The organism is Hamadaea sp. (genome assembly GCF_013362815.1).
Lineage (GTDB): Bacteria > Actinomycetota > Actinomycetes > Mycobacteriales > Micromonosporaceae > Hamadaea.
Genome location: NZ_JABFVK010000112.1, coordinates 1 through 18259, shown reverse-complemented (window position 1 = coordinate 18259; position 18259 = coordinate 1). Strand labels below are relative to the sequence as shown.

Here is an 18259-nt window from a genome sequence, read left to right as displayed (position 1 = left end):
TGGCGCTTTTCGCGCTGGATCAGGGTTCTCGGTCGAATCTTGGAGCGAGATTCGACCCGGAACCCTGATCCAGCGCATTGCTAGGGGCGGGCGAGCCCGGCGACGTAGATGTCGCCGTCGTAGTACGTGTCGACGTCGCGCCCGCTACTCGCCCCGGTGGCGAGGATGCGAGCCGGATCCCGGTAGCCGCCGATCACTTCGATCCGTTGCACCGCATCGGGAATGTCGATCCGGGACTCGTAGCTCCACAGTTCGTCGGCGTCGGGCGTACCGGCGCGAAGCAGGTAGGTGTCGATCCCGGTCGCGGGGGTGGCGTACACCCGCCACGTCTGCGGACCGGCCGGCTCCATGTCGCGTACGCGGACGCCGGTCGCGAATTCGCGCGCCACCCAGCCGTCCGGCGTCCAGGTCGCGGTGTGATCGTGCAGGTCACCGGTGACGTCGATCTCCATCCAGACCACGAACGGACGGCCGTTCCGGGTCGATCCGACGAGCGAGATGTAGTCCGGCGTACGCGGATTGGTGGCCTGCAGCTCGGTCTGCGCCACCTTGAGGTACGCCTCCTGGTCGGCGTCGTCGACGGTGAAGCCGAGATCCACTCCGGTCGCGGAGTGGAAACGCAGGTCGCCGGGGGTGAACGTGGCGTAGTAGACGTTGCGGTGGTATCGGTCGTGCAGGTGACCCTCGGAACCGCCACCGGCCAGCGTGTAGACGATGTGTACCCGTTCCGGCCGTCCGGAGCCGGCCGGCTCCAGGCGTAGCTGTCCGATGTAGATCTCGTTCAGGTTGTCGGCTCGGCCGACCGGTGCGATCGCATACTTGGTCCCGGTCAGCTGGAGCGTGTTCTGCCAGGTGAGACCGTTGTCCGTCGAGCGGACGTACTTCATCGGCCGAGTGTCGGTGGGCGTGGTGTGGTCGAGGTCGCGGGTGGTCTCACGGACGAAGACGAAGATCGAGCCGTCCCCCGTCACGAACGGCATCGGATAGGTCGCCCCGTCTCCCTCCGCGATGACCTGTTCGGTCCACATCCCGTCGATCGAGTGCGGCGCGGGGGAGCGGGCGACGACCAGCTCGCGGTTGTGCATACCGCGGAAGACGAGGAGGTGGCCGTCGGGCGCCTGGACGATCGTCGGGTAGTTGTGCGAGTCCGCATCGCCGTCGCCGACCTTCACCGGGGCCGACCACGTGCCCGTCGAGTGTGCGTACGCCTGAATGTAGTTGTCCTCGTTCTGGCCGCCCCACGTGATGAAAGTGGTCTGGGCGACCGGGTCGTAGACGCCCCCGGCGACCGGCCGGCGATCCGTGCGGGCGGCGACCGAGGTCGCGGGCGTCATGACCGACATCGCTGCCCCCGATGACTGCGCGGTCGCCGTGGCGGGCGGCACGGCGGCCAGAACCACGGTGGCGGCGAGAAGTAGCCGGATGCTGTTCATAGATCGCCATCTTGCCCAGTTGTCCGTATGTCGTCAAGCATTCACATATGTGAACGGCCCCCGCACTTCCGCGCGGGGGCCGTTCGTGGAGCTGATGACCGGGCTACCTCAGGGGCGAGCCCAGTCCTCCGAGGGCACGTCGGCGAACCCGTTCTTCTGAGCCGGCGGCTCCAGCAGGTTCGGGCCGCTCTCCGACTCCGACTCCGGTGCGGGTGGCGGTTCGGTCGGGATACCGGCTTTGCGGGCCCGCTTGGCCGCCTTCCGCTCCTTGCGGCCCTCCACCATGGTGTAGAGGGTCGGTACGAGGATCAGGGTCAGCACCGTCGAGCTGATCAAGCCGCCGATCACGACGACCGCCAGCGGCTGCGAGATGAACCCGCCCTCGCCGGTGATGCCGAGCGCCATCGGCAGCAGCGCGAAGATCGTCGCGACCGCCGTCATGAGGATCGGGCGCAACCGGCGACGGCCACCCTCGACCACCGCGTCGACCACGCTGGCGCCTTGGGCCCGGTACTGGTTGACGAGATCCAGGAGCACGATCGCGTTGGTCACCACGATGCCGATCAGCATCAGCATGCCGATCAGCGCCGGTACGCCGAGCGCGGTGTCCGTCACGAGGAGGGCCAGGATCGCCCCGGTGGCCGCGAACGGCACCGAGACCAGCAGGATCAGCGGTTGCACCAGGCTCTTGAAGGTGGCCGCCATGATCAGGAAGACGATCGCGATCGCGGCGAGCAGGGCCAGCCCGAGGTTGCCGAACGCGTCCGCCTGGTCGGCGCTCGCACCTCCCACCGTGTAGGTCGCACCCGCGGGGAGCTGGAGCGTCTTGAGCTTGGTGTCCAAGTCCTGCGTCGTCTTGCCCAGGTTGCTGCCCGTCGCCGTGCCGCTCACCGTGACGCTGCGGTCGCCGTCGATCCGGGTGATCTGGGTCGGGCCGTCCACGGTGGCGACCGTGGCGACCTGGTCCAACGTCAGCGGACCGGCGATCGGCAGCTTCTTGAGCTGGTCCACCGAGGTCGGCGAGCCGCCGCCGAAGGTCAGCACGACCTGCTGCCGGCGTCCGTCCAAGGTGTACTGGCCGAGCGGAGCGCCGCGGAACACCGCGCCGACCGCCTGCGCCACCTGAGCCTCGGTCAATCCGACCGCGGCCGCCTTCTGCCGGTCGACGGTCACCTGTACGCGCGGCGCACTCGTCGAGAGGTCGCTGGCGACGTCGGTGACGTCCGGCACCTCCGACATCGCCTGGCGTACCTGGTCGCTGGCGGTCTTCAGCGCGGCCTCGTCGTCGGCCTGCACGACGACCTGCAACGTGCTCGCCGAGAAGCCGCCACCGCCGTTGCCGGCGTCGACCTTCACCTCACCGACGCCGCTCAACTTGGCGACGTCGTCGCGCAGCTTCGACTGCACGTCGTACGCCTTGGCGTCCTCCTTCAGCGTGATGCTGAAGGTCGCGGTGTTGCCGCCGCCGCCACCGAAGCCGAAGGCCCCGCCGGAGCCCACCGTCACCTGGTAGGTGTCGACGCCGTCGGTGCTCGCCACCACGGACTCGATCTTCTTCGAGGCCGCGTCGGTGACCGCGAGGCTGGTGCCGTTCGGCATCTTCTGCGAGATCGTCAGGGTGGTCTCGCCCGACTGATCGAGGAAGTTCGTCTTCAGCAGGCTCGCCATACCCATGGTGAGGAAGAAGACGAGGATCGCCGCGGTCGCCGTGATCCAGCGGCGCTTGGTGGCGAACCGGATGATCGGCACGTAGATCCGCTGCAGGATGCTGCGGCGCTCCTTCGCCTCCGCGGCTTCCCGGATCGCCTCGGCATCAGCCGAACCGTTGGCGGGCTTGAGGAACCAGTACGCCAGCACCGGGATGATCGTCAGCGACACCGCCAGCGAGGCCAGCAGTGCCACCGTGACCGTGATCGCGAAGCTGGAGAACAGCTGCCCGACCAGGCCGCCGACCAGGGCGATCGGGGAGAAGACGGCGACCGTCGTCAGGGTCGACGCCGTCACCGCGCCCGCGACCTCCTTGACCGCGCCGAGGATGGCGTGCTGCTTGTCCTCCCCGTACGCCAAGTGCCGCTTGATGTTCTCGAGGACCACGATCGAGTCGTCGACCACCCGGCCGATCGCGATGGTCAGCGCGCCCAGCGTCAGGATGTTGAGCGAGTAGTCGCCGACCTTGAGCGCGATCAACGCGATGATGACCGACAGCGGAATGGACACCGCGGTCACGATGGTCGAACGGATCGACAGCAGGAAGACCAGGATCACGATGACGGCCATGGCCAGGCCGAGGGCACCCTCGGTGGTCAGCCCTTCGATCGACTTCTCGACGTACGGAGCCTGGTCGAACACGGCGGTCAGCTGCGCGTCGCCGCCCAGCTTCACCTTCAGGTCGGGCAGCATGTCGGCGATCTCGTGGGAGATGCCCACAGCGTTGCCGTCCGGCGCGGCGAGCACCATGATGCCCAGGCTCTCCTTGCCGTTCGTCCGGGTGATGGACGTGGCCGGGGCGAGCTGCTCGGAGACGGTCGCGACGTCGCCCAGCTTCACGGGGTTGACGACGGTGCCGGGGGCGGCCGAACCCGGCCGCAGGTAGAGGTTCTTGAGGTCGTCGATCTTGGCCAACGGCGTACCGACCGAGACGGTCAGCGTCTTGTCGCCGTCGGGCAGGGTGCCGGCCGGCATCGCGATCCCGTTGACCTTCAGCACGTTCATCAGGTCGGCGACGGTCAGCCCCGCTCCGGCCAGCTTCGCCGGGTCGGGCGCGATCACGAGTTGCGCCTGGCGCTCACCGGTGAGCTGCGCCTCGCGTACGCCGTCGATGCCCTGGATGGCGGGGATGACGTCCTTGGTGATCTTCTCGGCGAGCTGGCGTTCGTCGCCGCCGTTGCTCGCGCCGAGGATGACGACCGGGAAGTTGTCCGTGCGGAATGCGAAGACCTGCGGGTCCACGCCGTCCGGCAGGGTGGCCGAGATCCGGCTCAGCGACGACTGCATCTTGGTCGTCGCGTCGTCGAGGTCGGTGCCGAAGTCGAACTCGATCTGCACGGTCGAGACGCCCTCGGAGGAGGTGGAGGTGACCTTCTTGAGGCCCGGCGTGCCTTGCAGGGCGTTCTCGATCGGTTCGGTCACCTGGGTGGCGACCACCTCGGGGGCGGCGCCGGGGTAGGCCGCCGAGACGAAGGCGGCCGGGAAGTCGAGGGAGGGGAAGAGCTGCTGCTTCAGCTGAGGAATCACCATGAGGCCGAACGCGGTGACGATCACCGCGATCAGCGCGGTGAGCCCGCGGTTGGCGAGGCTGAGCCTCGAGAAGAACGACATTGTCAACTCCGGGGGTCCGGTGGGCCCGACCCGTTTAGTTTGCCTGAAGCTAATATTTAGCGTTTCACCGGGTTACTGTTACGCTTCTCCTGCGCGGGGGCCGACCAGCACAGGAGTAGCGGTGACCAGCAAAGACGCGGCAATCGCGCGGATCATGGCCGGTCAGCGGCAGTTCCAGTTGGCGATGGCGCGAGATCGATCCAACCCGTTCTTCGCCGTCAACCTGACGATGTCGCAGCTCAAGATCCTCTTCGCTTTGCGGCTGCACGGCGGCCAGGGCGGGCACGAGCTCGCGGTGAAGATGGGGGTCAGCCCGGCCACCATGACCGGCATCGTCGACCGCCTCGTCGCCGGGCGCTACGTCAGCCGCCGGGAGGACCTGCAGGACCGGCGCGTACGCCGAGTGGAGCTGACCGAGCGCGGCACCCAGGTGGTGGACGACATCATGACCGTCGGCGAGGAGCACTCCCGCCGTTTGCTCGCCCGCCTCAGCGTCGACGAGCTAGGGGTCGTCGCGGACGCGATGGACATCCTCGGCCGGGCCCTCGCCGAAGACGCCCGGTTGGAAGACGCTCTCAGCGGTGGGTCCGACGCTGCGGAATCGGCTGCGGAATAGCTCGCAGAATGGGCCGAACGGAGGGCCCATCAGCGCCGGACCCTGGCATATTCTGTGCCATAGCCCATGACCTTGTATGGGTTCTCATAACGCCGCTGACCTGCTGGTTCTCACCGACGGATCTCGTCGAGGCGGCAGTGGAAGGCACCCATTCGCGAGTGCTTCCGCACACTTTCGCGCCCGAATCCCGGGTGGCAATACCGCATGCCGTTCCACGTCTTTTCTGGAGGCATCATCATGCGCCGGTTCATCGTCGTACTTGGCGCTCTCGTCGCGGCCGTCGTCCTCGCAGCCCCGCCGGCGTCGGCCGGCAGCCCGCACTTCGTCACCGTGTCGGCGTCGAGTTCGGGCAGCTCCCTGACCGTCAGCGGGAAGGAGGCCGGCCTCGGCAACGAGTCCCAGGTCCACATCGTCGTCAGCGCCACCGCGCTGTGCGTCAACAAGGGTGGCCACCACCCGAGCGCCGAGAACAAGGGAAGCTTCTCCGCCGACGGCACCTTCCCGGTGCAGAACGGCCGGGCGAACTTCTCCCTGACGATCGTCGCGAACATCTCGCCGCCGTGCTCGCCGCCGATGACGCTCACGTGGACGAACGTCACCGTCACCGACACCACGAACGGAATCTCGACCACAGCCTGAGTTCCCGCGACTCCGTGACCGACCCGCGGCTCGGTCCCGGCACCCAAGATCGTCGGGTGCCGACGATCAATGCACTAAACCGTTCACGATTGTCGGCATCCGACGATCAAGGGCGTGTGGCGCGCCAAGAATGTCGGGTGCCGACGATCATGAGGACGAGCGGAGGTCGGCGATTCGGCCCGGGATCTCCATCGCGGGTGTGAGCATGATCCCGTGACCTCGTCTACGCTGCTCACCCTGCTGTTGATCACGATCGCGGCGGTGGCTTCGCCGATCGTGGTGGACCGGCTGTCGCGCTGGATCGTGATCCCGACCATCGTCGTCGAACTGATCCTCGGCGTACTGGTCGGACCGTTCGTGCTGGGGTGGGCGAAGGTCGACGACATCATCAGTGCGCTGTCCAGCCTCGGTCTCGCCGTGCTCATGTTCATGGCCGGCTACGAGATCGACTTCGGGCGGCTCCGGGGGCGGCCGTTGACGCTGGCGGTCACCGGGTGGTTGTGCTCGCTGGCGGTCGGGCTCGGGATCGTCGCGCTGCGTACGGGGTTCTCGCTGAAGACGATGGTCATCGGGCTGGCCCTGACCACCACCGCCTTGGGCACGCTGCTGCCGATTCTCCGCGACCGGGGAATGCTCGGTACGCCGTTCGGCAACCGGGTCATGGCGGTGGGCGCGATCGGGGAGTTCGCGCCGATCGTGGCCATCTCGGTGGTGTTGACGACGGACAACCCGGTGCACTCGATGGTGCTGCTCGGGGTCTTCGCCACGATCGCCATCGGCGCCGCCCACCTCGCCCGGCAGCCTCCGTCGCCGCGGATGTCCCGGCTGGTCATCCGGACTCTGCATACCTCGGCTCAGCTGGCGATCCGGCTCATTCTGCTGGTGCTGGTCACGATGGTGTGGCTGGCGTACCGGTTCGAACTGGACACCCTGCTCGGCTCGTTCGCGGCCGGCATCGTCGTACGCCTCGCGATGCGCCCGGCGTCGGAGCAGCTGACCCATCAAGTCGAGGCCAAGCTGGACGCGATCGGATTCGGCTTCCTCATCCCCATCTTCTTCGTGGTGAGCGGGATCAACCTGAATCTCGGGGCGCTCTCCTCGATCGAGGGACTGCTGGCCACTGCGCTGTTCGTGCTGGCGCTGTTCGTCGTCCGGGGGGGCCCGATCTTCCTGATCCACTGGCGGGACCTGCCCGGCGTACGCGATCGGCTGTCGCTGGCGCTGTTCGGTGCGTCGGCACTGCCGCTGATCGTGGTCATCACCACCATCGGCACGCAGGACGGCGTACTGACGACTCCACTGGACGCGTCGCTGGTGGCGGCGGGCGCGCTGTCCATCCTGATCTTCCCGCAGGTCGCCATGCGCCTACAGCGCGGCAGTACGCAGGAGACCGGCGCGTCCACACGGGACGCACCGGTCTCCCTGCCCGCTGAGCCCGAGGCTCTGTAGGGCGTGGTGTTACCGGGTCAGGTCGTAGACGGTGACGCCGCCGACCGTCTCGGCGGTGAAGTTCTGCGTGACCCAGCTCGCGATCTGCGACGCCGAGTTGCTGCCGCCGTTGGACATCCCGCCGAATCCGCTGCCGCCGAGGAAGTAGTGGATCTTCTTCTGCTCGACGAGTTTCTGGAAGTCGGCCAGCGAGATCGACGGGTCGCTGCCGTTGAAGCCGCCCAGGCTCATCACCGGCTCACCGCTGCCGAGCTGGTAGCCCGCCGCGTTCTGCGAGCCCACCGCCGCGCCGGCCCAGGCGTACTGATCGGCATCGGTCTGCAGCAGCTTGACCAGCTCGCTGTCCGGCGTCGACGCGGCGAGCAGGCCGCCCGCGCCGCCGCCCATCCGGAAGCCGCCGTCGGTGCGCGTGCCCGTTCCCGGGAACCCCATCTGGCCGTTGCCGGGCTGGACCGCGCCATTCTGCGTACCCATATTGGGCGGCTGCAGGCCCCCGTTGCCGAAGCCGCCGCGCTGACCGCCACCACCCATCCGGCCGCCGAAGCCTGAGCCTTGCACCGACGGGCCCGCGGTGGGGATCGAGCCGGTATGCGCGGTCGCGGCGGTGTCCAGCGCGTAGGCTGCGGGGCCCGCCAGGCCGACCGCGATGCCCACGGCCGCGACCACTACGGCCACGCGACGCCAGCGCAACCAGGGCAACGCGAGGAGCGCCGCGGCCGCGAGCAATCCCACTACGACCACACTGGTACGCAGCCAGGGCACGAAGTCGGCGCTCCGACCGAGCAGCACGCTGGACCAGACTGCAGTGACCGAGAGCGCGGCCGCGAGGATCGAGCGAGCCATGACATGCGCCCGGTGTTGCCAGAGCGAGACCGCGCCGATGCCGATGAGCGCGCCGATCGCGGGCGCGAGCGCGACGGTGTAGTACGCGTGGAAGATGCCGGCCATGAAGCTGAACGTCCCGGCGGTGACCAGCAGCCAGCCACCCCAGAGGAGCAGACCGGCCCGCATCCGGGAGGTACGCGCAGCTCGCAGGCTCAGCAGCAGGCCGCCGATCAGGAAGATCACTGCGGCCGGGAGCAGCCAGGCGACCTGGCCGCCGATCTCGCCGTCGAACAGCCGGGTGAGGCCGGTCGAGCCCCACATGCCGCCGTTGCCGCCGCCACCGCCGCCGACGCTGCCGACCTCTTCACCGGTCAGCCGGCCGAAGCCGTTGTAGCCGAGGGTCAGCTCGAGGATGCTGTTGGACTGCGAGCCGCCGATGTACGGGCGGGACGACGCGGGCCACAGCGACACGATCGCGATCCACCATCCGGCACCGGCGATCATCGCGCCGAGCGCGGCCAGCAGCTGCCATACCCGTTTCCAGAAGCCGACCGGCGCCGCGATCAGGTAGACCAGGCCGAACGCCGGGACGACCAGCAGCGCCTGCAGCATCTTGGCGAGGAAGGCGAAGCCGACGAGCCCACCGGCCAGCAACAGCCACCTCGTCTTGCCCTGCTCCACCGCCCGGGTGACGGCGTACGCCCCCGCGACGAGCAGCAGAACCAGCAGCGCGTCGGGATTGTTGAACCGGAACATGAGCACTGCGACCGGCGTCAACGCCATGACACCGCCCGCGAGGAGGCCCGCTGCCGGACCGAACCAACGGCGTACGGCTGCGTAAAGCACGCCGACTGCGGCGACTCCTTCCAGCGCCTGCGGAACGAGGATGCTCCACGAGTTCACGCCGAAGATCCGGGCGGAGATCGACATCACCCACAACGACGCGGGCGTCTTGTCGACGGTGATGAAGTTCGAGGAGTCGAACGAGCCGAAGAACATCGCCTTCCAGCTCTGCGAACCGGCTTGGACCGCGGCCGAGTAGTACGCGTTGGCCCAGCCGGACTTGCCGAGTCCCCAGATGTAGAGGACGCCGGTCGCCATCAGCAGGGCCAGCAGCGCCGTCCGCTCCCATCTCGGCTTTCTCCGCTCCGCCCGCCCGTTCGTCGGCTCGGGCACCACGGTCGGCGTCTCTTGCACGCGGTCTTCTGCGATGGTCATGCACCCAGGCTGGGCTTTCTCCGTGGGCGGCTGGTCGGACCGGCCTGTGCGCCACCTGAGAACTTCCCTTAGCGCTGCGCTTTGGCTTGGCGCTGCGCTTTCGCGCTGCGGTTTGGCTTGGCGCTGCGCTTTCGCGCTGGATCAGGGTTCTTGGTCGAATCTTGGGCGGGATACGACCCAGATCCGTGATCCAGCGCTCGAAATGAGCGGGCTACTTGTTGAAGGCGCGCAGGAAGGCCTCCGCGAGCGGAACAGCGGAAGCGGTCGAGTCGCCGCCGTTCTCGACGAACACGGCGAAGGCGATGTCGCCCTGCCAGCCGACGAACCAGGCGTGCGTGTGGGCCGGGTTCGCGTCGAACTCCGCCGTCCCAGTCTTGCCGCTGACTGGGCCGCCGGGCACATCCGCCAGCGCCTTTCCGGTGCCGCTGGTGACGACCTCACGCAGGGCCGGGCGCAGTTGGTTGAGCGTACTGGTCTTCAGGGTGGGGCCGTCCTCGGCGACCGCCGCCGGAGCCGGGTCGAGCAGGAGGATCGGCTGCTTCCACTTGCCCCGGGCGACGGCTGCGATCGCGCCCGCCATGGCGAGTGGGGAGACGATCGTCGTGCCCTGACCGAACGCGGCCGCAGCGCGCTCTGCGGCCGAACCACCCGAGGACACCGCCCCGGTGAAGCAGTCGACGCCCATGTCCCACTTGGTGCCGAGGCCGAGCGCGGTGCCGGCGGCGGCCAGCCCGTCCGGGCCGAGCTTCGGGGCGAGCGACGCGAACGCGGTGTTGCAGGACTTCGCGATGTCGGTGTGGAACGGGACCGCGCCGAGCTCGAAGTCGTGCGCGTTCTTGAAGACGCGCCCGTCGACCGTGAACGTCTTGGGGCAGTTGACCACGGTGTTCGAGGTGACCGAACCGTTGTCGAGGACCCCGTACGCCGTGACGACCTTGAACGTGGAGCCCGGTGGGACCTGGGCGAGGAACGCCAGGTTGTCGCCACCGCCGTCGGGTCCGTTGGCGACCGCCACGACGTGCCCGTCACTGATCCGGATCGCGACGATCGCCGTACGCCGATCGGTCTTGGTGGCGAGGGCGGCGTCGGCGGCGTTCTGCGCCTTGGTGTCCAGCGTGACCTTCAACGGCTGGCCGTTGACCGCGTCGGTGTCGTAGACCTGCTGTTCCCGGGTCGTCCCGGTGGACGTCTTGCTAGTGATGACGACCTGGAAGCCGTCGGTTCCGCGCAGCCGCTCGTCGTACTTCTTCTCCAGCCCGAACAACCCGACTTGGTCGCCCACCTGGTACTTGCCCGGGTTGGCGTCCATGATCTCCTTGGTCACCTCGCCGACCGAGCCGAGCAGAGCCCGTCCGAAGACTCGGGTCGGGGCGAGTTCACGGGTCTCTTCCCGGAACACCGTGCCGTCCAGGTTGCGGATGTCGTTCCGGATCTGGTCGTACGCCTCCCGCCGCAACGTCACGAGTTCGACGAAAGAGTCCGGCTTGGCGGCTTTGACGCGCTCGGCCAGGTCGCCGAGGTCCACCGCCACCTTGATCGACTTGAACGCGGCGTCGAGCAGGGCGGTCAGCGCGGGCAGGTTGGTGATCTTCCGCGGTTCGACGCCGACCACGACCACCGGCCGGGACGAGATCATCGCCTCGCCCTTCTCGTCGACGATGCCGCCGCGCTGGGCCTTGATCTGCTTGGTCGCCAGCGATGCCCCCGGCTGGAGATCCGGGTGCACGATCTGTGGCTGCCACACCACGTTCCAGGCGTCCTCGCCGTTGACCTTGCCCTTGGTGAGCTTCACTTCCGTGGAGTACTCCCAGTGAGCGCCGTCCGGCAGCGTCCAGTTGAGGTGCAGTTTCCCGGTCGCAGAATCCTTGGTGGTCGCGGGTTTGCCCTCGGACTTCACCGTGGGCGGGGTCAGCGTCCCGGCGTACGCCTTGAGTTGAGTGGCGACGTCTGTGCCCGAAACGGTCTTGTTATCCGGATCGACGAACGTGACCTTGTCGCCCCAAGAGCCCGGCCAGCCGGCGGCGAACGCGTCCAGCGCCGAGCCCGGCTCGGGTTCCTTCGTGCAAGCGGCGAGCGTGGTGGCCGCGAGGACCGCGGCGAGCGTGACGGCGAGCAGGCGGCGCGAGGGGGCTGACATGACGACCATTCTGCGCGAAGACCGCCAACTAGCGCAGCCGCGTATCCCCGGTGTGCGGGTGTCGCCCGCGTTGTGCGATCCGGCACGGCCCGTAGGCGGTTGATTGAGTGGTCCCGGCTAGGGTGGAAGGGACAGACGAGCCCACAGCGTGGTGGGTGAGGGGAGCGGTTGTGATGTCACCAGAAGGTGGCCTGCTGAGCGGCGAAAGCGTCGACCTCGACGCCGAATCCATGGAAGAGGTCGCGGACGACTCCGCTGATCTCGACGACGATCTGCCCAACGCCGAACGCCTCGTGGCCACCGCGGTCGCGCTGGCCGGCGAGGATCTCGACACCGCCCAGCTGGTGGGCCGCTATTGGCGGTTCGCCCCGGACGAGGAGCTCGTGGGCCAGACTCCCAGCGCGATGCTCGCCGCGGTGCGCGCGCACCGCGAGCTGGCGGCCAGCCGCGTCGCCGGGGAGCTCAAGCTGCGCATCGCGCTCACTCCCGACGGCCATCACACGGCCATCGAGATCGTCACCGACGACATGCCCTTCCTCGTGGACTCCATCACCGCGGCCTTGTCGGCCCGCAATCTCGACGTGCACATGCTGGTCCATCCACTTCTAGTGGTACGCCGAGAGCAGCTGGGCGAGCTGGTGGAGGTCTGTGCCGACGTCGAGCCCGACGACGCGATCGCCGGCGACCAGATCGAGAGCTGGATGCGGATCGAGACCGACCCGATCCGGGACGCGGTCGAGACCGAGCAGGTCGGCGAGGAGCTGCGCCGGGTGCTGACCGACGTGCGGGAAGCCGTCGAGGACTGGCCCAAGATGCGCGCCCGTGCCCTGGCCTTGGCCGACGATCTGTCCACCGCCGAGTTGCCGGTGCCGGACAAGGACATCACCGACTCGGTCGAGCTGCTGCGCTGGCTGGCCGACAATCACTTCACGTTCCTCGGGTTCCGTGAGTACAAGCTGGTCGAGGGGCATCTGCTGACCGCTGTCCCGGGCACGGGGCTGGGCATACTGCGCAACGATCAGGCGCACCCGCGCGAGCTCGCCTCGATGACGCCGGAGGCGTACCGCAAGGCGCTGGAGAAGCGGCTGCTCATCATCACCAAGGCGAACTCCCGGGCGACGGTCCACCGCTCGGCGTACTTGGACTACATCGGCTTCAAGACGTTCGACGCCGCCGGCCAGGTCGACGGCGAGATCCGGTTCCTCGGACTGTTCAGCTCGGCCGCGTACCGGGGCAGTGTCCGGGATCTGCCGGTGGTCCGCCGCAAGGTCGCCGAGGTGCTCGACCGGTCCGGGCTCAGCCCGCGCAGCCACTCCGGCAAGGATCTGCTGGAGATCCTGGAGAGCTATCCACGCGACGAGCTGTTCCAGATCAGCACCGAGGACCTCTACCAGGCGTCGGTGGGCGTACTGCGGATGGCGGGGCGGCGGCAGTTGCGCGCGTTCCTGCGGCGCGACGCGTACGGCCGGTTCATCTCGTGCCTGGTCTACCTGCCGCGCGACCGGTTCACCACCCAGCACCGGCTCGCCATGCAGGAGATCCTGCTGCAGGAGCTGCACGGCGTCGGGCTCGACTACACCACCAAGGTCACCGAAGGTCCGCTGGCCCGAGTGCATTTCATCGTCCGGGTCGATCCGACGGCTCCGCCCGGGGCGATCGACGCCGACGCGCTAGCGGAGAAGCTCGCCGAGGCCACCCGGGCCTGGGACGACGACTTCAAGCTCGTCCTCGCCCGCAAACTCGGCGACGAGCAGGCCAAGTTCCTGTTCGGCCGGTACGCCGACGCGCTGCCCGAGACGTACAAGGACGGGTACAACGCGTACGAGGCGATGCAGGACCTCGCCAAGCTGGAGTTGCTGGAAGAACCCGGTCAGCTCGAGCTGCACCTGTTCCGCCGTCGCAAGGACGACCGGGACGTCCGGTTCAAGATCTTCCGATTCGGCGAGCCGATGGTGCTTTCGGCGGTCCTGCCGGTGCTGCACTCGCTCGGCGTCAGCGTGACCGACGAGCGGCCCTACGAGATCCACCGCGAAGACGGCCGGGTCTTCGTCTACGACTTCGGCCTGCAGCTGCCCGAGAACTCCCGGGAGATGGCCGAGGTACGCGCCCACGTCGAGAACGCCTTCGCCGCCGCCTGGCGGGGTGAGGCCGAGATCGACGGGTTCAACGAACTCGTGCTGCGAGCCGGGCTCACCTGGCGGCAGGTCGTCGTGCTGCGTGCGTACGCGAAGTATCTGCGGCAGACCGGGACGGTCTACACGCAGGAGTCGATGGAGCAGACCTTCATCGCGTACCCGCAATTGGCGGCCGCGCTGGTCGCGTTGTTCGAGACGCGCTGCGACCCGCAGCTGAAGCTGTCCGACGAGGACCGGTCGACTCAGGGCAAGGAGCTGATCGCCTCGATCAACCGGCAGCTGGACGCGGTCACGAGCCTGGACCAGGACCGGATTCTGCGGCACTACCTGACGCTGATCCAGGCCACTCTGCGGACGTCGTTCTTCCAGAAAGGCGCCGACAGCCGCCCGAAGTCCTACGTGGCCTTCAAGCTCGACCCGCGCGCGATCCCCGAGCTGCCCGCACCCCGCCCGAAATACGAGATCTTCGTGTACTCGCCGCGGTTCGAGGGCGTGCACCTGCGGTTCGGTGCCGTCGCCCGGGGCGGTCTGCGCTGGTCCGACCGGCGCGACGACTTCCGCACCGAGATCCTCGGCCTGGTCAAGGCGCAGATGGTGAAGAACGCCGTCATCGTGCCGGTCGGCGCGAAGGGCGGCTTCGTGTTGAAGCAGGCCCCGGCGGCGACCGACCGCGATGCCTTCATGGCCGAAGGCGTGGCCTGCTATCGGTTGTTCATCTCGGCGCTGCTGGACGTCACGGACAATCTCGACGCCGGCAAGGTCGTGCCCCCGATCGACGTCGTACGCCACGACGGCGACGACACGTACCTCGTGGTCGCGGCGGACAAGGGAACGGCCACGTTCTCCGACATCGCCAACGAGATCTCGCTGAGCTACGGATTCTGGCTCGGCGACGCCTTCGCCTCCGGCGGTTCGGCCGGATACGACCACAAGAAGATGGGCATCACCGCCCGCGGCGCGTGGGAGTCGGTGAAGCGCCACTTCAGGGACTTGGGCAAGGACATCCAGAACGAGGATTTCACCGTCGTCGGCGTCGGGGACATGTCCGGCGACGTGTTCGGCAACGGAATGCTGCTGTCGCAGCACATCCGGCTGGTCGGCGCGTTCGACCACCGGCACATCTTCGTCGACCCCGATCCCGACTCGGCCAGCTCGTGGGCCGAGCGGAAGCGGCTGTTCGACCTGCCTCGATCGTCCTGGGCGGACTACGACGCGTCGCTCATCTCCGCCGGTGGCGGCATCTTCCCGCGTACGGCGAAGTCGATCGAGGTGTCCCCGCAGATGCGGGCGGTCCTGGGCCTGCCCGACACGGCGACCTCGATGAGCCCGACCGAACTGATGAAGGCGATCCTGCTCGCCCCGGTCGAGCTGTTCTGGAACGGCGGCATCGGCACCTACGTCAAGGCGACCACCGAGTCGCATGCGGAGGTAGGCGACAAGGCGAACGATTCGATCCGGGTCAACGGCGCTCATCTGCGCGCGACGGTGGTCGGCGAGGGCGGCAACCTCGGCTGTACGCAGCGCGGGCGGATCGAGTTCGCCCAGACCGGCGGGCACGTCTACACCGACTTCATCGACAACTCGGCCGGCGTGGACTGCTCCGACCACGAGGTCAACATCAAGATCCTGCTGTCGGCCCAGCCGGAGCTGAGCCTGGAAGACCGCAACCTGCTGCTCGCCGAGATGACCGACGAGGTCGGCGAGCTGGTCCTGCGCGACAACTATCAGCAGGCGACCGCCCTGGGGACGGCTCGTTCGCAGGCGCATTCACTGCTGCCCGTGCACCGGCGGCTGATCACCACGCTGGAGCAGTCCGGCCGGCTCGACCGGGCGTTGGAGGGGCTGCCGACCGACGACGAGCTCGCCACCCGCTTCACGGCCGGTCAGGGGTTGGCCACGCCGGAGTTCGCGGTGCTCATGGCGTACGTGAAGATCGGGTTGGAGGAGGACATCCTCCACTCCGATCTGCCCGACGAGGAGTGGACTCACCAGCTGCTGTCGGACTACTTCCCGACGCCACTGCGAGACCGGTGCACCGACGCGATGGCGCAACACCCACTGCGGCGGGAGATCGTCACCACGGCGATCGTCAACGAGGTGGTCAACCGCGGCGGGATCTCGTTCGTCTTCCGCGCCATGGAGGAGAGCGGCGCCCACGCGGCGGACGTGCTGCGGGCGTACGTGATCGTCCGGGACGTCTTCGACCTGCCCCGGTTGTGGGCGGCGGTCGAAGAGCAGGACAACCGCATCCCGACCGATGCGCAGACGATCATCTACCTCCAGGCGCGGCGGCTGCTCGACCGGGCGGTGCGCTGGCTCGTCCAGTCGCGTCGTCAGCTGGACGTCCCGGCCGAGATCGCGCGACTCCAGCCCGGCGTCGCAGCGCTGCTGCCCCGGCTCAAGCGCCTGTTCCTGGGGGTCGAGCGGGACGCCCTGGCCAAGCACTCGCAGAAGCTGGTGGAGCTGGAGGTCCCGACCGAGCTGGCCGAGTGGGGCACCCAGATCCTGCACAGCTTCGGCCTGCTGGACGTGGTCGAGGTCGCCCATCTGACCGGCCGCGACCTCGACGAGGTGGCCGGGGTCTACTTCGTCTTGTCCGAGCGGTTCCGCGCGGACGACCTGCTGACGAAGATCTCCCTGCTGCCCCGCGAGGACCGGTGGCAGACGCTGGCCCGGATGGCGCTGCGCTACGACCTGTACGCCGCCCTCGCCGCCCTCACCTCCGAGGTGCTCGCCGCGTCCCCGGACGCGTCCGACCTCACCCCGGAGGAGCGAGTCAACCAGTGGGAGCAGGTCAACGAGGCGTCCATCACCCGGGCGTTCAACGCGATCGGGGAGTTCGACAGCTCGCGGGCCGACCTCGCCGCGTTGTCGGTGCTCCTGCGGCAGATCCGCACGCTCGTCATGCGCTGACCCCTTCCTCCAACGCTTTCGGCCGCGGTCGCCCACTCGCGTTGATCATGAACCTAGGGTTCCCTTCGGGCCCAGAACCGGACCATAGGTTCATGATCAACGCGACGGGGTGGGGTGGGCTACCCTGAGCGAATGGTGGCTCGATATCTCGCGGTCGGCGCGATGGCGGTGGCGTTCCTCGCCGGGTGCTCCTCGGGAGAACCGTCCGCCTCCCCATCGCCGTCTGCGTCGGCGTCTCCTTCCTCGTCTTCAGGTGGCAGCCCGACTCCGGGGGCGGGGTCGCCGACCCCGAGCCGGCTGTTGCCCTCGACGAAGACGCCCGCGTCACCGAAGGCGGGCACAGTGCTGACCGGGACCGTCGTCAAGTCCGAGGTGGAAGGCGGCTGCCTCGGGCTGAACGCCGACAACGGCAAGACTTACCAGCTCATCGGCACCGCCGACCTCGACGTGCTGACTCCGGGCGCGCGCGTACGCGTCACCGGCCGGGTTCGCGACGACATCGCGACGATCTGCCAGATCGGAACTCCGTTCGAGGTCGCGTCGGCAGAACGTCTCTGACCATCACCCAGGTTGATCGGCTACCGTTCGCTGCATGACGATCGCTCTGGTCACCGACTCGACGGCGGGCCTGCCCGCGGAGTTCGCCGACCGGATCCGGGTCGTTCCGCTGGCGGTGGTCATCGACGGCGTCGCCCGGGCCGAAGGCGTCGAGGTCTCCTCGTCCGAGGTCGCCGCCGCGCTGCGCAATCCCAAGCTCACCGTCACGACGTCCCGGCCGGCCCCGGCGGAGTTCGCCGAGGCGTACCAGGCGTTGCTGGACGGCGGCGCGTCCGGAGTGGTCTCCGTGCACCTGTCGGCCGCCCTCTCCGGTACGCACGAATCCGCCGAACTGGCCGCCCGTGAGTTCGCCGGCCGCGTACGCGTCGTGGACTCCCGGTCGACCGCGATGGGCCTGGGATTCCCCGTTCTCGCGGCGTTCCAGGCGGCGGGTTCCGGCGGCGATCTCGCTGCGGTCGCCGAGGCGGCCGCGACGGCGGTGACCCGGACGGAGACCTACTTCGTCGTGGACACCCTCGAACACCTGCGTCGGGGCGGCCGGATCGGAGCGGCATCCGCCCTGGTCGGCACGGCGTTTGCGGTCAAGCCGATCCTGCACGTCGTCGACGGCTCGATCGTCTCCCGAGATCGCGTACGCACGACTTCCCGGGCGCTGGACCGGATGGTGGAGTTGGCCGTCGCCGCGGCCGGTGATCAGTCCGAGGTGGACGTCGCCGTCCAGCACCTCGACACCCCGGAACGTGCCGAGCAGATCGCCGCGACCGTACGCGACCGGCTGGGCAGTCGCCTCCGGGCGCTTTACACGACCGAGGTCAGCGCCGTGATCGGCGCACACGTCGGGCCCGGCGTCGTCGGAGTCATCGTCCACCGCTGAGCCGCCACTCCCGCCCGCATCGCCGCGCGCCCGCTGGACCGCCGCGCGCCCGCCGGACCGCCGCGCGCCCGCTGGACCGCCGCGGATCGTGAGCGCTGACTACGCGGGTGGTACGCCATCGACGTGATCATGGCGGCGATACGT

10 protein-coding genes are annotated in these 18259 nt (G+C 68.5%); 6 read left to right on the top strand and 4 right to left on the bottom strand.

Annotated elements, in window-relative coordinates; all coding sequences use genetic code 11:
- Positions 1–80: 80 nt before the first annotated feature.
- On the bottom strand, positions 81–1433 hold the full coding sequence (locus HOV77_RS33675; protein WP_290870128.1) for a BNR-4 repeat-containing protein: 1353 nt from the start codon (positions 1431–1433) through the stop codon (positions 81–83).
- Positions 1434–1541: 108 nt separating this feature from the next.
- Positions 1542–4751, bottom strand: a complete 3210-nt coding sequence (locus HOV77_RS33670; RefSeq protein WP_290870126.1) for an efflux RND transporter permease subunit — start codon at positions 4749–4751, stop codon at positions 1542–1544.
- A gap of 121 nt (positions 4752–4872) precedes the next feature.
- Between HOV77_RS33670 and HOV77_RS33665 the strand changes: the two genes are divergently transcribed.
- The 3 genes from HOV77_RS33665 to HOV77_RS33655 all read left to right on the top strand — a co-directional run bounded on the left by HOV77_RS33665 (position 4873) and on the right by HOV77_RS33655 (position 7455).
- On the top strand, positions 4873–5367 hold the full coding sequence (locus HOV77_RS33665; RefSeq protein WP_290870124.1) for a MarR family transcriptional regulator: 495 nt from the start codon (positions 4873–4875) through the stop codon (positions 5365–5367).
- Positions 5368–5604: 237 nt separating this feature from the next.
- Complete coding sequence (locus HOV77_RS33660) at positions 5605–6006, top strand: hypothetical protein (protein ID WP_290870121.1); 402 nt, start codon at positions 5605–5607, stop codon at positions 6004–6006.
- A gap of 213 nt (positions 6007–6219) precedes the next feature.
- Positions 6220–7455 carry a cation:proton antiporter gene (locus HOV77_RS33655; protein WP_290870118.1) on the top strand — a complete coding sequence of 412 codons (1236 nt, stop codon included), beginning with the start codon at positions 6220–6222 and terminating at the stop codon, positions 7453–7455.
- 9 nt (positions 7456–7464) lie between these two features.
- Here HOV77_RS33655 and HOV77_RS33650 read toward each other — a convergent pair whose 3' ends face one another.
- Both HOV77_RS33650 and HOV77_RS33645 read right to left on the bottom strand, forming a co-directional pair.
- Complete coding sequence (locus HOV77_RS33650; protein WP_290870115.1) at positions 7465–9498, bottom strand: glycosyltransferase family 39 protein; 2034 nt, start codon at positions 9496–9498, stop codon at positions 7465–7467.
- A gap of 211 nt (positions 9499–9709) precedes the next feature.
- A complete protein-coding gene (locus tag HOV77_RS33645) occupies positions 9710–11635 on the bottom strand; it encodes a penicillin-binding transpeptidase domain-containing protein (protein ID WP_290870113.1) in 1926 nt (641 codons plus the stop codon).
- A gap of 173 nt (positions 11636–11808) precedes the next feature.
- On the opposite strand from HOV77_RS33645, the gene HOV77_RS33640 reads away from it, so the two are divergent.
- From HOV77_RS33640 to HOV77_RS33630, 3 genes are all read left to right on the top strand, one after another.
- Positions 11809–16683, top strand: coding sequence for an NAD-glutamate dehydrogenase (locus tag HOV77_RS33640; RefSeq protein WP_290870110.1), 4875 nt, complete (start codon positions 11809–11811; stop codon positions 16681–16683).
- A gap of 132 nt (positions 16684–16815) precedes the next feature.
- Positions 16816–17241, top strand: a complete 426-nt coding sequence (locus HOV77_RS33635; protein WP_290870107.1) for a DUF5818 domain-containing protein — start codon at positions 16816–16818, stop codon at positions 17239–17241.
- Positions 17242–17275: 34 nt separating this feature from the next.
- Positions 17276–18115: a DegV family protein gene (locus tag HOV77_RS33630; RefSeq protein ID WP_290870104.1), complete on the top strand. Its 840-nt coding sequence runs from the start codon at positions 17276–17278 to the stop codon at positions 18113–18115.
- The last annotated feature ends 144 nt before the right edge of the window (positions 18116–18259 follow it).